Consider the following 16,552-nt stretch of genomic DNA (forward strand, 5'->3'; position numbering starts at 1 on the left):
GATTAGCTTCGAAATCCCCGCAGCCAATCATCATCGTCTTCAGCGGCCTGACGCTCCAATTGACGTCTTACAGCTGCTTTCAGCGGACTTTCGGGTATGCTGACATGGCAATTGCCCGTTACCCTGCTCTGGCAGCCGAGCCGCTGATGTCCGTCGGTTCCAAGCTTGCGGCGCTCCACCTCGCTCAGGCGGGAAAGTCCCTGATCCCCGTGGTCGGGAAGCAGCGACATCTTGCACATGAGGCAGGCGGCTTTGCCGTCGCATCGGACGGGAACGCTGAGGCCCGCCTGCCTGGCAGCGCTCAGAAGCGTCGTGCCCGGCCTGACCTTGACGGTCTTCCCGGATGGCCAAAAGGTCGCCTCTGCCATGATCGCGCCGCCTCCTGTATGTAGGCTTTCTCGTTAGAAATAAGGCTTGTGCCGGACGACGATGACCGCATCGTCGCTGTTCACGACCGCCTGGCAGGACAATCGGAAGCCCTGATCCAGCTCTTCCGGCTCCAGACGATCCCATTCGGCGTCGGTGACGCCTTCCAGATGCTCCATGCCTTGATCGACATGGCAGCGGCAGCGGGCGCATGTTCCACGGCTGCAGTTGTAGCCCCATTCCGCCTTGGTCTCCACCGCATGCTGAAGCAGCGTGCGGCCTTTCACGGCATCCGCGTCCGTAGAGCGCGTGCGGCCGATGAGAGTAATCATCGTTGCATTCCCTCCGGTCAGACGATAATCGAAAACACGCCAAGAATAAAGCCGAACACCAGCATGGCGAATGCGGCCAGCGACAGAACGCCCCGCAGAATCCCCTTCGTTTTCATGCGGGCGAACGTAATCACCAATGCGGATATGACCATCAGGCCGATTCCGGCCAGCGAGATCCACATTACGGTCATCGGACTCGGTTGCATTTGTTCTGCCTCTCCATTCCTCCGGACCTTTTCCGAGCGATGCCGCCGTCCTGCAAAAGGCTTGTCCCCGGCCGCTCCGGAACGACGGACCGGGCAAGCCGAAGCTCAGCCGGTCCGAGGCCGTTCCAGGAACGCTGCGTCCTTATTTCTTGATCATCATTTTCATCAGGGCTTCCAGGTTGCCCATATTCATGCCGCTCGCCTTGACGGCTTTGACGATGTCGTTCATCGTCTGCTCCGATACCGGAACCTTCGCCATGGAGGCAACCTGCTTAACCAGCTTGCGAAGCTCTTCCTCACTCTGGATCGTCTCCGGAGTGACTCCGCTGGCGATTTTTTTAACCTGATTCTCTGTAATGTTTTTGCCGGTTTTCTTGTTGACTGCTCCAAGAATATCCTTCGGCGAATGTTTGCTCACCATTGTCGCCTCCCCAGTAATGATGGGGCTAGCGCCGGCCGAAGCCGGCGGCATAACCGCTCTAGCATCATCCTATGAGGAGAAGCCGCTGGGGGTGAGGGCGGATGCCGGGTAAGGACTACAGTTCGCCGGTGCGGTCCCGCAGCATGAGCATCTCCACCGCTTCGCGGGGATCCTTGCCCTCGAAGAGCACCTCGTAGAGCTGGTCCGTTATCGGCATCTCGACGCCGTAGCGCGCCGCGAGCGTCCGGGCGAAGCGGGTCGTTCGCACGCCTTCCACGACCATGCCGACCTTCTCCAGCACTTCGTCCAGAGACAGGCCGCTGGCGAGCAGCGAGCCCGCTCTCCAGTTGCGGCTATGCGGGCTCGTGCAGGTCGCGATGAGGTCGCCGACTCCGGCAAGCCCGGCGAACGTCATCATCGTCGCCCCCATCGCGGAGCCGAGCCGGCCGATTTCAGCCAAGCCGCGGGTCAGCAGCGCCGCCTTGGCGTTGTCGCCAAAGCCGAGTCCGTCGGAGAGGCCGGCTCCCAGCGCGATGATGTTCTTGATGGCGCCGGCGACCTCGACTCCGATGACATCGGGGTTGGTGTAGACCCGGAAGCAGGAATTGATGAAGGCGTCCTGCGCCCGTTTGGCCGGTCCAGGGAAGATCGAGGCGACGACAACCGTCGTCGGCAGCTTGCGCACGACCTCCTCCGCGTGGCTCGGTCCGGAGAGCACGACGATTTCGCGCTCATCCCTTCCAAGCTCGCCCGCAAGCACCTGGGACATGCGCTCCAGCGTCTCCGCTTCAAATCCTTTGGTGGCATGGACGATGACGGCGTCCGGGCCGATCGACCCCGCCGCGGCGGCTGCTACTTCCCGCATTGCCGAGGAAGGGGCTGCGAACAGCACCAGCTCGGCTTCGCGAAGAGCTTCCTTCATGTCCGTCGTCGCGCGGAGCGCAGCCGCCAGCGGAATATCGGGCAAATAACGGGAGTTGGTGCGGCGCTGGCTGATCTCCTCCGCCTGTCCGGCGCTGCGGGTCCATATGGTCACCTCATGACCGTTGTCCGCAAGCACCGAAGACAGCGCCGTTCCCCAGCTGCCTGCGACAAGTACCGCTACGCGGAGGCGCCGCCGACCGTTGGTTTCCGCATTTGTCGGCATTGTGCTGCTCACCCTTTCTTCGTTCCGAGCTTGTTTTCCTGGCCGCGCACCAGCTTGACGATATTGGTCCGATGGCGGACAAAAGCGAATAAGCATAACAGCATCGCTGCCCATAACGCCGGCTCGGCGCCTTCGAGGAAGAAAATGAATAATGGCGTCAACAAAGCGAAGACGAGCGAGCCGAGCGAAACGTAGCGGGTCAGAGCGATGACCGCGATCGCAATGATGCCGGCGATCAGGCAGGGAAGGAACGACAGAACGACGAGTGCTCCTACTGTCGTGGCGATTCCTTTGCCTCCCTTGAAGCGGAAATAAAGCGGCCAGTTATGGCCCATGATCGCGGCCAGTCCGCAAATGGCGGGCACCCAGTCCGAGTCCGGGACGAGCAGCTGCCCCAGCAGGACGGCGCAGACGCCTTTGGCGATGTCCAGCAGGAAGACGGCGATGCCGGGGCCTTTGCCGAGCACGCGGAGCGTATTGGTCGCTCCCGCGTTGCCGCTTCCATGCTGGCGGATATCAATGCCCTTCACATACCGTCCAATCAGTATGCTGAAGGAAACCGAGCCGAGCAGGTAGCTCGCTGCAATCGCAAGGATGGATATGAGCAACGTTCTTCTCCCCTAGTCCTCATCCGACTTCCGACGCGTGAACAGACGGATCGGCGTGCCCTCGAAGTCGAACGCGGCGCGTATTTTGTTCTCCAGGTAGCGTTCGTAGGAGAAGTGCATGATCTCCGGCGCATTGACGAAGATGACGATCGTCGGCGGCCTTACGGCTACTTGCGTGACGTAGTTGATGCGCAGACGGCGGCCCTTGTCCGTAGGAGGAGGGTTGATCGCGACCGCATCGGAAATGACGTCATTGAGAAGATGGGTCTGTATGCGCAGGGAATGCTGCTCGGATACATGGTTGATGATCGGAAGCAGCTTGTGCAGGCGCGACTTCGTAAGAGCGGACAGGAAAGCGATCGGCGCATACGACATGAACAGGAAGTGATCCCGGATGTTCTGCGTGAAATGCTGCATCGACTTGTCGTCCTTGTCCACCGCGTCCCACTTGTTGACGACGAAAATGGAAGCCTTGCCGGCTTCATGGGAATAACCGGCTATATGCTTGTCCTGCTCGATGATGCCTTCCTCGGCATTGATCAGGATCAGAACGACATCCGCCCGCTCGATCGCCTTGAGCGATCTCATGACGCTGTATTTCTCCGTCGTTTCGTACACTTTGCCGCGCTTGCGCATGCCGGCCGTATCGATAAGAACATAACGCTGGCCGTCCTTCTCAAACGGGGTGTCGATCGCGTCGCGGGTCGTTCCCGCCACATCGCTGACGATAACGCGCTCTTCGCCGAGCAGCGCGTTGACGAGCGAGGACTTGCCGACATTCGGCCTGCCGATCAAGGCGACCTTGATGACATCCTCGTCGTAATGATCTTCTTCCAGTTCGGGAAGCTTCGATACGGCTTCGTCCAGAAGGTCGCCGATGCCGGTGCCATGGGAACCGGAAATGGCGATCGGGCTTCCGAAGCCGAGTCCGAAGAACTCATAAATGTCTTCCATCCGGCCCTGATTGTCCACCTTGTTGACGGCTACGACAACCGGCTTGCGCGAACGGAACAGCATTTGAGCCACTTCTTCATCCGCAAGGGTAAGTCCGGTTTTGGCGTCGACCATGAAGATGATGACATCCGCTTCCTCGACAGCCAGTTCAGCCTGCATCCGGACTGATTTCATGATTTCGTCTTCGCCGTCGATCTCGATGCCGCCTGTATCGACGATGCTGAACGATCTTCCATTCCATTCACCGGTTCCATAGATCCGGTCACGCGTGACGCCAGGTTTATCCTCAACGATAGCCAGGCGGTCGCCTATGACCCGGTTGAAGATCGTGGATTTCCCCACATTAGGCCTGCCCACGATGGCTATAACGGGTCTTGCCATAGTATACACCCTCTCAAAAATACTCACGCCATCCATCATAGCAAAAAACAGCCTGGTTGGCTAACTTTTCAATGGTTTCCTATGGAAACGCAGGGTTCGCCTACCGGCTTCTGTCCACCAGGATGAACGATCCGTTTTTCAGATCATGCGCGGTCGCGTCCATGATCTTCTCCAGGAAAAATGCCGTTTCCTGGGCTTTTTCAGCATCTTTCTCAATAAAGATCGGAGCTCCGCCAGCCACGGATTCATGGCTGGTGCTGACAATGGCGACAATGCTAGCCATTCGATCCGCCCTCCCCCTGGTTGACTCCCGCTTTGGACGGCATTCGGACCGCCATCTCCAGCAGCGGGACACGCCCGGCGATTTCGCACGCCTTGGACAGGTCGCGCTCATGCGGAATGATGAAGACGCCGAGGCAGCCGCTGTCCAAATCCAGCTTGGCCAGAGGCACCAGGGCCGGCTCCCCTGTGTCGCTATGGAGGCCGAGAATCGTGGACAGATCGTAGAGAATCGCCTGCCTCTGTCCAAGATTCGACAAGGTGACCCGGCCGTTGGCGCTGCGGGGCTTGACGATGAGACCAAGGCCATGCTTCGCGATGATGTCCCGATTGCTCTGCAGCCCGACATTCATGATATAGATGTTGTCGACATAGAGATCCGGACCTTCGATCCTGACCTTGCCGGGAATAATATCCGCAATGGCAGAGATCGATTTTCCGGACTTCAATTTCCAAACGATAATTAAGGACAGCAATCCTCCTGCGATCCCGATCCAGAGATTGAAAGCGACGGCGAACAGGCTGGCGGCCATGGCGGCCATGATGACCAGATAATTGCGGCCTTCGAAAACCATAGCGATCCCCTCGATGTACGAAGTCCCTCTGGAGACGATTTCCATGGAATCCATCTTGCTCAGCGTCTCCCTTTCCATATTGCGCACCTCGCGGAATTGCTGGGCGGCAACCGTCAGAAAGGTGAGGGCCGTCAGGTTTTTCTGGTAAAGAGCCGGAACCGCCACCGCTCCAAGCGCAGAGGCGATCACTCCGAGCGAGATATGGATGATCTGGCCGTGCGGGTAAGTGGGATACTGCCTGTAATCCGTGCGCAGCAGCAGGATCCGGGCAAGCAAGCCGAAGGCGATGCCGGCCATCACGCCGACGACCATTCGATGCTCATGCAAGTAATTCGACAAGTCGTCCATCCTCATATATCCCCTTCCCTGTTATCCATCCGCTGAACGAACAAGCGCGAGAATCCGGACGCTGCCGCGGAAATGACAACGGTCAGAAGACGGCATGACGCTGCGGCTGCGGCAAAGCCGTCCCACCAGCTGGCCTTGCCGATGACGGACGCGGCACCAATCGTTGAGGGAAGCCATGCGGGAAAAACCGAGGCGATCCAGTAGCCCACGGCGATAATGACCAATTGATTGGCCGCCCGCAGAGAGAGCAGGGCAGCGAGCATGCCGCATAAGATCGGAATGTCCCAGCCCGCCCTCACGACGGTCAGCAGCGGGCTTGAAGCATACATTGTGTTCATCCATGCCATAAGCAGCCCCAGAAGCAGGGCGCAGCCCGCCGTATAGAAGCGGTCTCCGCGCGGAACTCCGAGCCGCCAGACCGCCAGGCAGGCCAGCAGCAGGGCAGCGGCCGACGCGCTTGCCCTCAAGCCCCATGGCAGATCAACCTCGATCCGGGACAGCATGATCATGCCGGCGATGCCTGCCGCCGCCATCCTCCAGCCCAGTCCTCCAGCCGCTTCCTTGTTCCAGCCGGTCGCAAGCAGGATGAGCCAGACGGCTGCGAGCTCCAATGCCAGAAATCCTTCTTCCATTCCACTCATTGCCTGCACCTCCTACGCGTATTATGCGCGAAGTGCCGAGGTTTGAATCGCGGAGCGGAAGCAAATAAAAAAGCCTTTCCGACCTGAATCGGAAAGGCTTTCGAGCCGATGCGGCCCTAGCGCACGAGAAGCGCGGGGCTGCATCGCCTGGATCACTTGAATTTGCTCAGCTTGTCGCCGAAGCGCTCGCCAAGGTTGAAGCTCATGCTTTGGTTGCTCAGGGAGACGTTCGGGTTGTCGATCTTCTCCTTGAATCCGCCGCGGTCGGAACGCTCGCGCTGAGGACGCTCGGCGCGCGGAGCTTGCTCCGGAGCTTCTTCCGTTTCTTTGATGCTCAGGCTTACGCGCTTCTCGGACGGGTTGAAGTCAAGGATTTTGGCTTGAACTTCTTGGCCTTCCTTGAGCACTTCCTGAGGAGTCGCCACGTGGCGGTGAGCGATTTGGGAAATATGAACGAGGCCTTCCACTCCAGGAGCGATCTCAACGAAAGCTCCGAAGGTTACGAGGCGGCGAACGGTACCCGTTACGATGTCGCCCGTTTTGAATTGGCCGCTTACGGATTCCCAAGGTCCCGGTTGGGCAGCTTTGATGCTGAGGCTGATTTTGCCGGCGTTAGGGTCCAGCTTGAGGACTTTGACGCGGACGGATTGGCCTTCCGTTACGACATCCTTCGGATGCGCAACATGCTGCCAGGACATTTCGGAAACGTGAACAAGACCGTCAACGCCGCCGATATCGACGAACGCGCCGAACGGAGTCAGGCGTTGAACCGTTCCGTCAAGCTCTTGGCCGACTTCAAGGCCGGAAATGACGTTTTGCTTGTTTTTCTCGAATTCCTGCTCCAAGACATCTTTGGCGGAGAGGATGATTTTGTTGTTTTCGCGGTCGATTTCCTTGATCTTGACGTTCAGGGTACGGCCCTTGTAGTCTTTGAAGTCCTCGACGAAATGACGCTCCACCATGGAAGCCGGAATGAAGCCGCGCACGCCTACGTCGACGACGAGACCGCCCTTGACGACGTCAGCCACGGTAACTTCAAGAACTTCGCCAGCTTCGAATTGGGCTTGCAGGGAATCCCAAGCCTTTTCGCCGTCGACGGCTTTCTTGGAGAGAACGAGCTTCTCCTTCTCGTCGTCGATCGTGATGACCTTCAGCGTGATTTCCTCGCCGAGCTTCACCGCGTCATTGGCGCTGTCCAGCTGTACGGAGCTGAGCTCGCGCAGCGGAACGACACCGTCATATTTATAACCTAGGCTTACGGTTGCCTGGTTGTCTTCAACTTTCACAATCGTGCCGGTCACGATGTCGCCCTTTTTGAGGGAGACGATGTTCTCAAGCTCATCTTGGCTAAGACCTTGCTGAGATTCTTGGACAGAGTCCTGGATCTTTGTTTCTTCTGACATTGAAATAACCTCCTCAGTTCATACCCCAACTTTATTTAAACCCATATTGCACCATTGAAACGGAAGGGCGGGAACTTGGGCTCCCGATGGATCCCTACCCTGACAGGAACAAGGGAATAAAACATGCTTACGCTTGCTTGCGCAGTTCTTCGATTCGCATCATGATGGCTCTGGTCACCTGTTCCAGCGCATCTCCGGATGAATTCATGAATTCGGATAAGTCCACGGGCTTGCCGTAGGAGACGACCGTCTTGCGGAACAGCTTGTAAGACCCCGAGATGGCGACCGGTATGACGACCGCTCCGCTGCGCATGGCGATCATGGCCGCGCCTTTCTTGGCCGCGTCGCCTCCGCTGTTGCGGCTTCCTTCGGGGAAGATGCCCATGACGCTGCCTTCCTTGAGAAGCGCGATCGCCGTCTTGATGGAGTCCTTGCTCACTCCGCCGCGCTTGACGGGGAATGCGCCCAGAGCCCTGATCAAGGGGCCGAACAGCGGCACGTCGAACAGCTCGGCCTTAGCCATATAGTGGACCTTGCGGCTGAGCTTGATGCCGACAGTCGGCGGATCGAAATTGCTGATGTGGTTGGAGCAGAGAATGACAGGCCCATCGGCCGGTATGTTCTCCAGTCCCCTGGCTTCGAGACGGAACAGCAGGGCGTAGGCGCCTCTCAGGACAGCGCGGCAAAAGGTATAGATCATGGCAAGTTCGCCTCCGCCAGTTTTTTGCGGCTGAGCGATGCGATCGTGTCGATGACCCCGCTGGCAGAAATGCCGGTCGTATCCACCAGAATATGATCCGGCGTGCGGATCAGAGGCGAAACGGCGCGCTGCATGTCCTTGCGGTCCCTCTCCTCGATCTCCTTCTCCAGCTGCTGAAGCGTCAGCCCCGAAGCGGGATCCGTCTCTCGGAACCTTCTGAGCGCCCTTTCCTCGACGCTGGCCGTCAGATAGATCTTGAGCTCGGCATCCGGCAGCACATGCGAGCCGATGTCCCGGCCGTCCATGACGACGCCCTTGCCGTCCGCGAGCTTGCGCTGCTTGTCCGCCAGCAGCATCCGGACCCGATCGTTGGCCGCGACTTGGGAAACATTCAGATTGATGTCCCTCGAGCGGATCAAGGCCGTGATATCCTCTCCGTTCAGCAAGACGATCTGGCCGTCGGGTCCCGGAGCCAAGGAAATGTCCAGCCCCTCCGCATGTTCCGCCAGCGCGCCGTCGTCGCCGATGTCGATGCCGGCGTTACGCGCGCTCCATGTAACTGCGCGGTACATGGCGCCAGTATCGATATAAATATAGCCTAATGCCTCGGCAACGCTCCGGGCAACGGTGCTCTTGCCGGCACCGGCGGGTCCGTCGATCGCGATGTTGATGCGCTCGCCTCCCCCGTCGTGATGGGTACTCAAAGGGCGTTCCTCCAAGCGATGTCCATGAGAATTTCTCGTTCAAAATCAGTAAAAAAGCAGGCTGTGCCTGCCAAATAATTATATCACAGTCGACTGTTGGATGCAAAACAGTAACCGTCTATCGGAATTCCTCCCCCTCCTGGCTGCGGCGGCTGACGATATCCCCCCGGTCGGGAAGCAGGCATGCGGCAGCCTGGACGGCCAGCAAAGCGGCGAACAGAAGAAGAGCGCATGCGGCAAGTCCCCAAGTGACCTTGTCCTCCATCCTCCTCATCGGCCCATCCCTTCCAATCGTAGGAATATAGGCCTATGTTGCCCATTAAAAACTCCGTTATGTATGCCCGGGAACGAGATTACTTCCGGAATTCCAATTGCCGTTCGAAGCAGAAACGGATGATCCTTTGCCGGTCCGGCTCCGAGATCGTCGTGAATTTGATCATCGCCTGCTTCTTGCCCGTCTCCGTCATGTCGACACGGACAATTTCGCCCTTGAAGAAGGCATGCTCAAGCGTCCCGTTCTTGTAGGGCACGAGCAGCCAGCACTCCAGCTCCATTCCCTGCTCGACCGGCTTGGCCTTGTCGCAGAGGAACGAGATGCCGCCGCCGCCGATATCGTCCGTCATCGCCACGAACCGGATGCGGCCGCGGATGGACACCGCAAGCTCCAGATCGGCCGGCACCCGCAGGAAGCTGCGCCTCTGGATTTTCGTCATGCTGTCGGGATCGGCCTTGCGGATTCGAACGAGGCGGATGACGTCTTCCCGGAAGCCGAGAACATGGGAGTTGAAATAATGCTTGATGCCTTCCGAGCTGATGACATGGGCCGAAAGCTCGTCCCCGATATAAAGCTTTTTCAGCTTGCGGCTGGGCTCATGAAGCGGAACCTCGATGTATATGGCCTCGGCATCCTCGTCCGCGATCCGGGACTTGAAGACCATCTGAGCTTCTTCTTCGTCGGAAGAAGCCACTTGAATATATAGATTTTCGTTAACCCTAGGCAGCAAAATAGGCTCCCCCTCCCGTAATGCCATGATTATAGCATGTCGGATGATGGGGAGCCATATCGAAAAATGGGCTTTTTTGCCTGGAAGGCGGTCTAGGAGCGGCTCTCTCCCGGCAGTTCCTCCACCGCTTCCTCGAGCCCGCTGTCCGCATTCAGGTAGATGCGGTATTTGGTGCCGTTGCTCTCGCCTTTGAATTCGTAGCAGAGCACTTCCTGATTGTCGTCGTTCTTGATCAGGGCCAGCTTGGCCGGCGACTTTTTCATCGCCTCGCTCAGGCCGCCGCGCACCTTGGCCTCCGTCATCGCCGGCTTGCCGAGCTTGCGCTCCTTGTGCGAGAAGACATAGTCGCTAGCCTGCAGGCCGATCACATCGCCTTTGTCCAACGCGACCTTCACGCTGAGCTTGTCCGGATAGATCAGCACGCCGTTGTCGTTACCTACATAAGTGAATACCGCTTCCTTGCCGTATTCGTCGTAGGTGACGGGCGTCATTTTCTTGTAGCCGTGCTTGTCCAGGAATTCATCGGCTTTGTCGCGGGCTTCCTTCATGCCGATCTTCTTGTCGGCCACATCGCGGGGATGGACGAACCAGATCAGATCGCCTCCGCGGGAAGTAAAGTCCATCGCGATGTTTTTGCCTGTCCCCTTTTCCTTGACGACGGCGGAGAAGGATTTATAGTTGGTGTCCTTGCCGTTCTCGACGACCCGGATGCCTTCCGTCGAAGGCATGTCGAGGAACCTGGCCGCCTTGGTTTTGATCTCCTCGGCGGTAACGGGCCTGCCGCTCAGCATGCTCACGGATCTCTTCTCATACAAGCCGCTTACCGTCGGTCCCCAATCGACCGAAGCCATTTTGTCCATCCGGGAATCGACGTCCTTGAATCCGTCGACGATGACGTTGCCGGATTTCTGCTTGTCGGCGGCCATCGCCAATTCGACATCCATCCAACGGAGCTTGTCCTGGAGCACTTTATCCTGCACTTTTCCGAGCTCGTGGGCGATCTCGGCCGATTTTGCATACAAGGTTTTCATCGTGCTCATCTCGCCGTCGCTCAGCGGCTGCTTCGTCAAATCCCGCATGGATGCCTTGTAGGCGAAATTCGAAATATGCGACAGGAAGTCCTCGGTTTTATTGAAAGGAATCATCCTGACCGGCAGCTGGTTGATCTCGCTCTGCGCCTGGCTGGTCAGTCTCCACACATTGACGAGGCTTTTGCGCTGGTAGCCCTGGGAGGCGGCATTGACGGCCAGCGTGCTGCCGAGCTGGTGATGGAGCTGGTCCACATGATAGCTCAATTCATGGAATGCTTTCTGATACTGGTTTTCCGCCTTGACCAAGACCGAATTCTTCTCTTGATGCTCCTGGTAGCCCCAATAGATCGCGCCGACAAAAAGCAGCGTCATAACGGGAAAAAGCACACGGCTTAAACGTTGGTACATACGGCAAAAGCTCCTTTCTTATGCCAAACCTGGTGTTAGTTTGGTTGAAGGAAAGGAGCTTTATGCATGGGGCTATGACTTTATACCGGCAGCTCTTCGATTTCGAAATCATCGGTATTGCTGCACAGGCATTGCTTGAAGCCGGTATCGACTCTTCCCTGGTCCCTGCGGCCGCGAAGAACGAACTTCTCTCCGCAGAGCCGGCAGCGAATGCTGATCTTCACTCTTGCCTCATCCATATGCTTGCGTCCTCCCGCATTGAGCGTTTGTCTCTACAAGCAAGTATGGACGGAACGGTCAAAGCTTAACCTCTTCCTCCCTGCCCACGATCCGAAACGGAGAGCGGGAATTGGCCCTGCCGATCTTCCGGAGGCCCCAGATCCACAGCACCGCCATGAACGGCACGATGATCCATGCCCATTCCCTCGCTGTCGAGGTCAGGATCCAGTCGTACAAGCCGTGCCACAAGACAGGCAGAATCAAAGACAGCAGCAGGAACCTGCGGATATGGCGCTTGGGAGCGAACTTCGCCTTGCCGAAATAGTAGCCCATCATGATGCCGAACAAGGCATGTCCCGACACGGGCAGCAATGCCCTCAGCATCATCGTTCCGAAAGTGGACGGATAGAATACGGCGTACATGATGTTCTCCAGGGTGGCGAAGCCGAGGGAGACACTGGCCGCATAAACGATGCCGTCATACGGCTCGTCGAATTCCATGTGATTGTAGATGATATGATAAAGGACGAACCATTTGAACAATTCCTCGACGCCTCCGGAGAGGGCGAAGGAGAACAGAAGCGGATGGCTGCCGAGCCAGAGCTCCAGTCCTCTTTGGATGACCATGATCGGCACGACGACCAGCATGCCGGTGACGAACAGCCTGAAGACAAGATGGATGGGCTCGCTGTCGTAACGGTCCTTCAAGTACAAATAGGTGAGCAGCGAGATGCCCGGAGCCACTGCGGCCGTCAAAATTGAGAAAAGCAGCAAGGGATCCCCTGCCTCCTTCTTGTTGATGAAAGTATAGGTTCAGTCCCGTTCAGCACAAAAGAAGAGCATTCCCGATGGATCGCGAATGCTCTTGGCAACTGGGGCTAGGATTTAAAATGATGGCAAAGCCCGCGAACAGCATCGGCCGGCATGACTATCTTGCCGTACTCCTCCAAAACCGCGTAGGTAACCGAGGTCGCGTCTCCAAACTCCGCCAGGATGGCAATCATCGCATTCTGTCCCGCCGGTTCCGCCGAAGCGGTATCGAAAGCGAGAATCCAGCGTCCGTTGTATGCGTACAGTCTTCCTTCTTCCGTCAGTTCCGAGGCCGAAAGCTGCTTGGCTGCGGAGATGACATCCTCGAAATCCTTGAACATGTACATGATCGTGTCGCTGGATTCGAGCGTCACTTCCATCTCGTACATATCCTCGTCCGCATCGTCCTCGTCGGCACGTCCCGCGTCCGAGCTCACATTCATCTTGCCGCGGGTGACGATCACCACCATGCCTTGAGCCGGCATCGCGATGACTTCGACCGCAAGCGGTCCGTTCGCATCGAAGCCGAGTTCCGAATAGGCCTGGTCCATCATTTCGCTGAACAGCTCATGCACTTTCGGTATCTCGCGCCACATGTCGTCCTTCTGGATCCCGCGCTCCAGCAGGTCGTCGAACGTCAGAAAAATGCGAATTTTGTCTTGCCCCAACCGTTCGATCTTCATGACAGGATCCTCCTCTGCAGCATCGGATATAACAGCGTATGAAGCGCAAGCCATAATGTGCGGCATACGTGCCATATAACTATATTACCATCTATGAAGGAGGAATGCACGAGCAGGTCAAAAAAACAGCCGCCTCCCAATATAGGGAAGCGGCCGGGAAGATTCAATGGGCAGCCGGGGACGACGAAGCTTCTGCGATGATCTTTTCCGATTCCTTTTTGACCTCCGGATCGCTGTTCACGAGCGCAGCGATCCGCTCCCAGGAACCGCTGTCCGCGACCCGGCCGGAGCTTTTCGCCGACGAGGATCTTGCGGGGCCGCGGCGCGTCGCCGCGCCGCTTTTGTCTCGGATCATTCCAGACATCGCTCTTCCGGCGGCCTTGGACCACAGCTCTCCGGCAATGCCCGACGCTACCGCTGCCGCCCCCGGCCTTTTGCGGGCAACATACAGGGCTGCCGCCGCTCCAATCAAACTTCCGGCAATAAATCCTCCCAGTTTCATTTCATCTGCCTCCTAAGCGCCGTATCCGGCTGTTCATGATGGGAGTAGTATGCCCGGCCGACTCCTTCTCATCCATTCCGATTGGGTAAGCGAAGCAAGGTTTAATATGATAAAATGGGTGTCTTGGATCCGTTTTCCCGGTGTAGGGAAGGCTGGATCCCCATGAATACAGCTTTGCTTGTGGAGGTTGAAACGCACATGAAATCCTATGCACTCCAGTCCATCGGACTTGCTGCCGCGGCAGCCGTCCTGCTATCCGGCTGCGGAGGGAAGACGGACGGCGCAAGCGCATCCGGAACTCCTGCTCCCTCCTCGCCGCCTGCCGTATCGGCCTCTCCTGCGCCGTCGGCGGCAGCGCCTTCGCCGACCTTGTCGCCGTCACCTTCGCCGCAGCCTTCGGCAACCCCGCAGCAGGCCGAAGCCAGATTCAAAATGAGCTCGAAAACATTCCGCTTCTCCCCCGTCGATCCGGAAACGTCGAACAAGGCCGTCCTGCTCACGTTCGATGACGGGCCGAAGGAAAAGGAAGAGCTTACGTCCATGCTCGACACGCTGGACAAGCACGGCGCCAAGGCGATCTTTTTCGTCAACGGGTACAGGGTGAAGCAAAATCCCGAGCTGCTGAAGCTCATCGACGAACGCGGACAGACAATCGGCAACCATTCCTGGGACCATATCGATCTCCATAAAAAAAGCAAAGCCGAGGTGCAAAAGCAGCTCGGCGATGTATCGGATCTGGTTGAGGAGCTGACGGGCAAACGGCCGCAGTTTTTCCGGCCGCCATTCGGAACCGGCGGAGATGTCGGCAAGGAAGTCGCCAAGGAAGACGGCATGCTGTACATGACCTGGTCGAACGGTTCCCTTGATTGGGATCTCAAGGCGACGAAGAAAGATCCCCAGCTCGTCATCAAAAACGTGCTGGAGCAGCTGCATCCCGGAGCCAACATCCTGATGCACGAGCTTCCGTGGACGAAGGAAGCCCTCGACAGCCTCCTGACGAAGCTCGAGGAAAAAGGCTACGGCTTCATCGACCCTGCCTCGATCGACTTGGAGCAAGGCTGATTGCCGCGGGTCAGCGACAGCAGATGGATGACAGGCGGACAATTCCAGCGGATCGGCGCTTTTGAAGTGCCGTATCCAGGACTCACCAGCATGCGGACCCTTTCGGGTCCGTTTTTGTCTTTTCCGCGCCAGCCCGCAAGATCGAACCATCCGGACGGAAACCTGCGGACGCTGGCCGTTCTCATCGCGGGTCCGATCCACGGCACGATGATCTGCCCGCCGTGCGTATGCCCGGAAAGAACGAGATCGGCTTCGATCGTAGGATTGCGATGCGCGATGATGGGATCATGGGCTAGCATAATCGTAAATGGAGGATCGGACCGATTGTCGCCTTCGGCTCCCGCTGCATCAAGCGGCGTCTCCAAAGCAGCCTGCAGACGGTCCTTGCCCAAGCGCGGATCATCGACTCCGGCCAGCTTGAACGGCATCGCCCCGACTTGAAGCCATACATAACGATTCACAAGCACGGTGACTCCGCACCGTTCCAACAGCTTCGCCAAGGAGCCGATATCCTCGTCGTAATCGTGATTTCCGAACACCGCGTATACGGGAGCTATCCGAGCGAGCAGACGCATATTGTCCTCCACTCTATCGAGCGGAACGCCTTTCTCCCTCATATCTCCGCCGATCAGCACGATGTCGGCTCCTCCCTCGCCGCGTGCCTGAAGGAGGACTTCTTCATTGAGAATACGCCTGTGGATGTCGCTGATATACAGGATGCGATAGCCATCCAGCGCCTCGGGAAGGCGCTCGAGAGCAACCGTCTCGACTTCGATCCGGCTGCTTGCCGCTTCGGCCATCATCCGTCTGATCAACAGGACTGCCAGCCATGCAGCAGCGGCGGCGAGAATGGACAGCATCAGGTAGAAGCGCAAAGGCAAGCTCCTTTCCATGCTTCTGCCGCATCGTGGGTGCCTTCATGCGGGGCGAACAGGCTGCGTCCCCAGAAAAAGAGCGTGCAGGCCAGGACGATGAACAGCAGCATCAAGGTATTGACAAGCCATTTCGTCAGCTTGGGCTGCAAGGACGGATGTTTTTCCCGCCGCGGAGGGTAACCGTCGCCTTCAAGCTCAACCCCGGCTTCAACGGATGCCGTTTTCTGCTCCTGAGGCCTTCGTCTTCCGAATTTCTCGATCCTGCTCATGGCTGTCTCCTGTAGCGGATGATCATGCCCATGATGAAGTCGACGGCGAAATGGGCGGCGATCGGAGCCAGAAGCGTTCCGGTGCGGATATAGATCCAGCCAAGGCCGTAACTGATGCCGAAGACGAGCGCGGTCGGAATCCAATGCTTCAAATACCGGACGTGGATAGCCGCGAACAGGATGCTGGTCCAATAAGCTCCAAGCGAATGCTGGATCGCGCCCCGGAACAGAAGCTCCTCGCATACGGCGACGACCAGGGACAAAAGGGCGATATGCCAGACCGGCCTGTTGCGGAAGATGCGTTCGTTCACGCCGCCGTCATCGGCCGCCTCCTCTGGCACCCAACGGGAAATGAACAGGTCTACCGCAAGAATAAGGAGGGCGAAACCGAAGCCCCAGTATAGAAAGGCGAGGCTGTCGGGCCAGCGGAACAGCGCAATCGAATTGCGGCCCTGAAAAAAACACCAGACCAAGCCGATAATGAGGGTAATAGCCTGCGTCATGTACAAGTTGAGCAGCAGCATCCGGTCGTCGAGCTCGTCTACCGAAACGCTCCGGACGCGAATGTTGCGGATGTCGAATTTTTTCATGTAGTCCCGCCTGTCTTGAAGGAATCGAAATCCG

The 16,552-nt window shown here is 57.8% G+C and carries 25 protein-coding genes; 1 reads left to right on the plus strand and 24 read right to left on the minus strand.

Annotation, left to right across the window (positions count from 1 at the left end; all coding sequences use genetic code 11):
• Positions 1-2 precede the first annotated feature (2 nt).
• From PHU01S_RS05410 to PHU01S_RS26965, 21 genes are all read right to left on the minus strand, one after another.
• Positions 3-371 carry a 2Fe-2S iron-sulfur cluster-binding protein gene (locus PHU01S_RS05410; RefSeq protein ID WP_127506568.1) on the minus strand — a complete coding sequence of 123 codons (369 nt, stop codon included), beginning with the start codon at positions 369-371 and terminating at the stop codon, positions 3-5.
• Between the two features lie 30 nt (positions 372-401).
• Positions 402-698 (minus strand): 2Fe-2S iron-sulfur cluster-binding protein, encoded by a 297-nt coding sequence (locus tag PHU01S_RS05415; RefSeq protein ID WP_048745532.1) that lies wholly within the window; start codon positions 696-698, stop codon positions 402-404.
• A 17-nt stretch (positions 699-715) separates the two neighbouring features.
• A complete protein-coding gene (locus PHU01S_RS05420) occupies positions 716-889 on the minus strand; it encodes a DUF2768 family protein (protein WP_246029153.1) in 174 nt (57 codons plus the stop codon).
• Between the two features lie 157 nt (positions 890-1,046).
• Positions 1,047-1,322, minus strand: a complete 276-nt coding sequence (locus tag PHU01S_RS05425; RefSeq protein WP_127506639.1) for a stage VI sporulation protein F — start codon at positions 1,320-1,322, stop codon at positions 1,047-1,049.
• 118 nt (positions 1,323-1,440) lie between these two features.
• On the minus strand, positions 1,441-2,472 hold the full coding sequence (locus tag PHU01S_RS05430; protein WP_048745531.1) for an NAD(P)H-dependent glycerol-3-phosphate dehydrogenase: 1,032 nt from the start codon (positions 2,470-2,472) through the stop codon (positions 1,441-1,443).
• 8 nt (positions 2,473-2,480) lie between these two features.
• A complete protein-coding gene (gene plsY, locus PHU01S_RS05435) occupies positions 2,481-3,080 on the minus strand; it encodes a glycerol-3-phosphate 1-O-acyltransferase PlsY (RefSeq protein ID WP_127506570.1) in 600 nt (199 codons plus the stop codon).
• A gap of 12 nt (positions 3,081-3,092) precedes the next feature.
• The gene (gene der, locus PHU01S_RS05440; protein WP_048745527.1) at positions 3,093-4,415 is read right to left on the minus strand and encodes a ribosome biogenesis GTPase Der; all 1,323 of its coding nucleotides are present in this window, start codon (positions 4,413-4,415) and stop codon (positions 3,093-3,095) included.
• A gap of 100 nt (positions 4,416-4,515) precedes the next feature.
• Positions 4,516-4,698 (minus strand): capping complex subunit for YIEGIA, encoded by a 183-nt coding sequence (locus PHU01S_RS05445; RefSeq protein WP_048745525.1) that lies wholly within the window; start codon positions 4,696-4,698, stop codon positions 4,516-4,518.
• The gene (locus PHU01S_RS05450; protein WP_048745523.1) at positions 4,691-5,617 is read right to left on the minus strand and encodes a YIEGIA family protein; all 927 of its coding nucleotides are present in this window, start codon (positions 5,615-5,617) and stop codon (positions 4,691-4,693) included. Before PHU01S_RS05450 ends, PHU01S_RS05445 begins: the two co-directional genes overlap by 8 nt.
• Before the next feature lie 2 nt (positions 5,618-5,619).
• Positions 5,620-6,258 carry a YphA family membrane protein gene (locus PHU01S_RS05455; RefSeq protein WP_127506572.1) on the minus strand — a complete coding sequence of 213 codons (639 nt, stop codon included), beginning with the start codon at positions 6,256-6,258 and terminating at the stop codon, positions 5,620-5,622.
• 152 nt (positions 6,259-6,410) lie between these two features.
• Positions 6,411-7,661 carry a 30S ribosomal protein S1 gene (gene rpsA, locus PHU01S_RS05460; protein ID WP_048745518.1) on the minus strand — a complete coding sequence of 417 codons (1,251 nt, stop codon included), beginning with the start codon at positions 7,659-7,661 and terminating at the stop codon, positions 6,411-6,413.
• A 127-nt stretch (positions 7,662-7,788) separates the two neighbouring features.
• Positions 7,789-8,361, minus strand: a complete 573-nt coding sequence (locus PHU01S_RS05465; protein WP_048745515.1) for a lysophospholipid acyltransferase family protein — start codon at positions 8,359-8,361, stop codon at positions 7,789-7,791.
• A complete protein-coding gene (gene cmk, locus PHU01S_RS05470) occupies positions 8,358-9,065 on the minus strand; it encodes a (d)CMP kinase (RefSeq protein WP_048745513.1) in 708 nt (235 codons plus the stop codon). The genes PHU01S_RS05465 and cmk overlap by 4 nt, the downstream gene beginning before the upstream one ends.
• Before the next feature lie 118 nt (positions 9,066-9,183).
• On the minus strand, positions 9,184-9,339 hold the full coding sequence (locus PHU01S_RS25620) for a hypothetical protein (RefSeq protein WP_157053894.1): 156 nt from the start codon (positions 9,337-9,339) through the stop codon (positions 9,184-9,186).
• A gap of 79 nt (positions 9,340-9,418) precedes the next feature.
• Complete coding sequence (locus PHU01S_RS05475) at positions 9,419-10,069, minus strand: flagellar brake protein (protein WP_174806338.1); 651 nt, start codon at positions 10,067-10,069, stop codon at positions 9,419-9,421.
• Positions 10,070-10,161: 92 nt separating this feature from the next.
• Positions 10,162-11,472, minus strand: a complete 1,311-nt coding sequence (ypeB, locus tag PHU01S_RS05480) for a germination protein YpeB (RefSeq protein ID WP_307721777.1) — start codon at positions 11,470-11,472, stop codon at positions 10,162-10,164.
• A gap of 116 nt (positions 11,473-11,588) precedes the next feature.
• Entirely contained in the window at positions 11,589-11,747 is a 159-nt protein-coding gene (locus tag PHU01S_RS25625) for a hypothetical protein (protein ID WP_021878400.1), read from the minus strand.
• Between the two features lie 58 nt (positions 11,748-11,805).
• Positions 11,806-12,501 carry a glutamic-type intramembrane protease PrsW gene (gene prsW, locus PHU01S_RS05485; RefSeq protein WP_048745508.1) on the minus strand — a complete coding sequence of 232 codons (696 nt, stop codon included), beginning with the start codon at positions 12,499-12,501 and terminating at the stop codon, positions 11,806-11,808.
• Positions 12,502-12,605: 104 nt separating this feature from the next.
• A complete protein-coding gene (locus PHU01S_RS05490; protein WP_021878398.1) occupies positions 12,606-13,220 on the minus strand; it encodes a genetic competence negative regulator in 615 nt (204 codons plus the stop codon).
• Positions 13,221-13,383: 163 nt separating this feature from the next.
• Complete coding sequence (locus PHU01S_RS05495) at positions 13,384-13,722, minus strand: hypothetical protein (RefSeq protein WP_049867220.1); 339 nt, start codon at positions 13,720-13,722, stop codon at positions 13,384-13,386.
• A 206-nt stretch (positions 13,723-13,928) separates the two neighbouring features.
• Positions 13,929-14,153 (minus strand): hypothetical protein, encoded by a 225-nt coding sequence (locus PHU01S_RS26965; protein WP_307721778.1) that lies wholly within the window; start codon positions 14,151-14,153, stop codon positions 13,929-13,931.
• Between the two features lies 1 nt (position 14,154).
• Here PHU01S_RS26965 and PHU01S_RS05500 point away from each other — a divergent pair, with 1 nt between their 5' ends.
• A complete protein-coding gene (locus PHU01S_RS05500) occupies positions 14,155-14,784 on the plus strand; it encodes a polysaccharide deacetylase family protein (protein WP_307721779.1) in 630 nt (209 codons plus the stop codon).
• Here the strand turns inward: PHU01S_RS05500 and PHU01S_RS05505 are convergent.
• The 3 genes from PHU01S_RS05505 to PHU01S_RS05515 are packed head-to-tail and all read right to left on the minus strand — an operon-like array spanning position 14,739 to position 16,518.
• Positions 14,739-15,659 carry a metallophosphoesterase gene (locus PHU01S_RS05505; protein WP_164762989.1) on the minus strand — a complete coding sequence of 307 codons (921 nt, stop codon included), beginning with the start codon at positions 15,657-15,659 and terminating at the stop codon, positions 14,739-14,741. The genes PHU01S_RS05500 and PHU01S_RS05505 overlap by 46 nt on opposite strands.
• Positions 15,644-15,928 carry a hypothetical protein gene (locus tag PHU01S_RS05510; RefSeq protein WP_021878395.1) on the minus strand — a complete coding sequence of 95 codons (285 nt, stop codon included), beginning with the start codon at positions 15,926-15,928 and terminating at the stop codon, positions 15,644-15,646. The genes PHU01S_RS05505 and PHU01S_RS05510 overlap by 16 nt, the downstream gene beginning before the upstream one ends.
• On the minus strand, positions 15,925-16,518 hold the full coding sequence (locus PHU01S_RS05515) for a CPBP family intramembrane glutamic endopeptidase (RefSeq protein WP_048745504.1): 594 nt from the start codon (positions 16,516-16,518) through the stop codon (positions 15,925-15,927). Before PHU01S_RS05515 ends, PHU01S_RS05510 begins: the two co-directional genes overlap by 4 nt.
• Positions 16,519-16,552 lie beyond the last annotated feature (34 nt).

Source organism: Paenibacillus humicus NBRC 102415 (assembly GCF_004000905.1).
GTDB classification, from domain to species: domain Bacteria; phylum Bacillota; class Bacilli; order Paenibacillales; family Paenibacillaceae; genus Paenibacillus_O; species Paenibacillus_O humicus.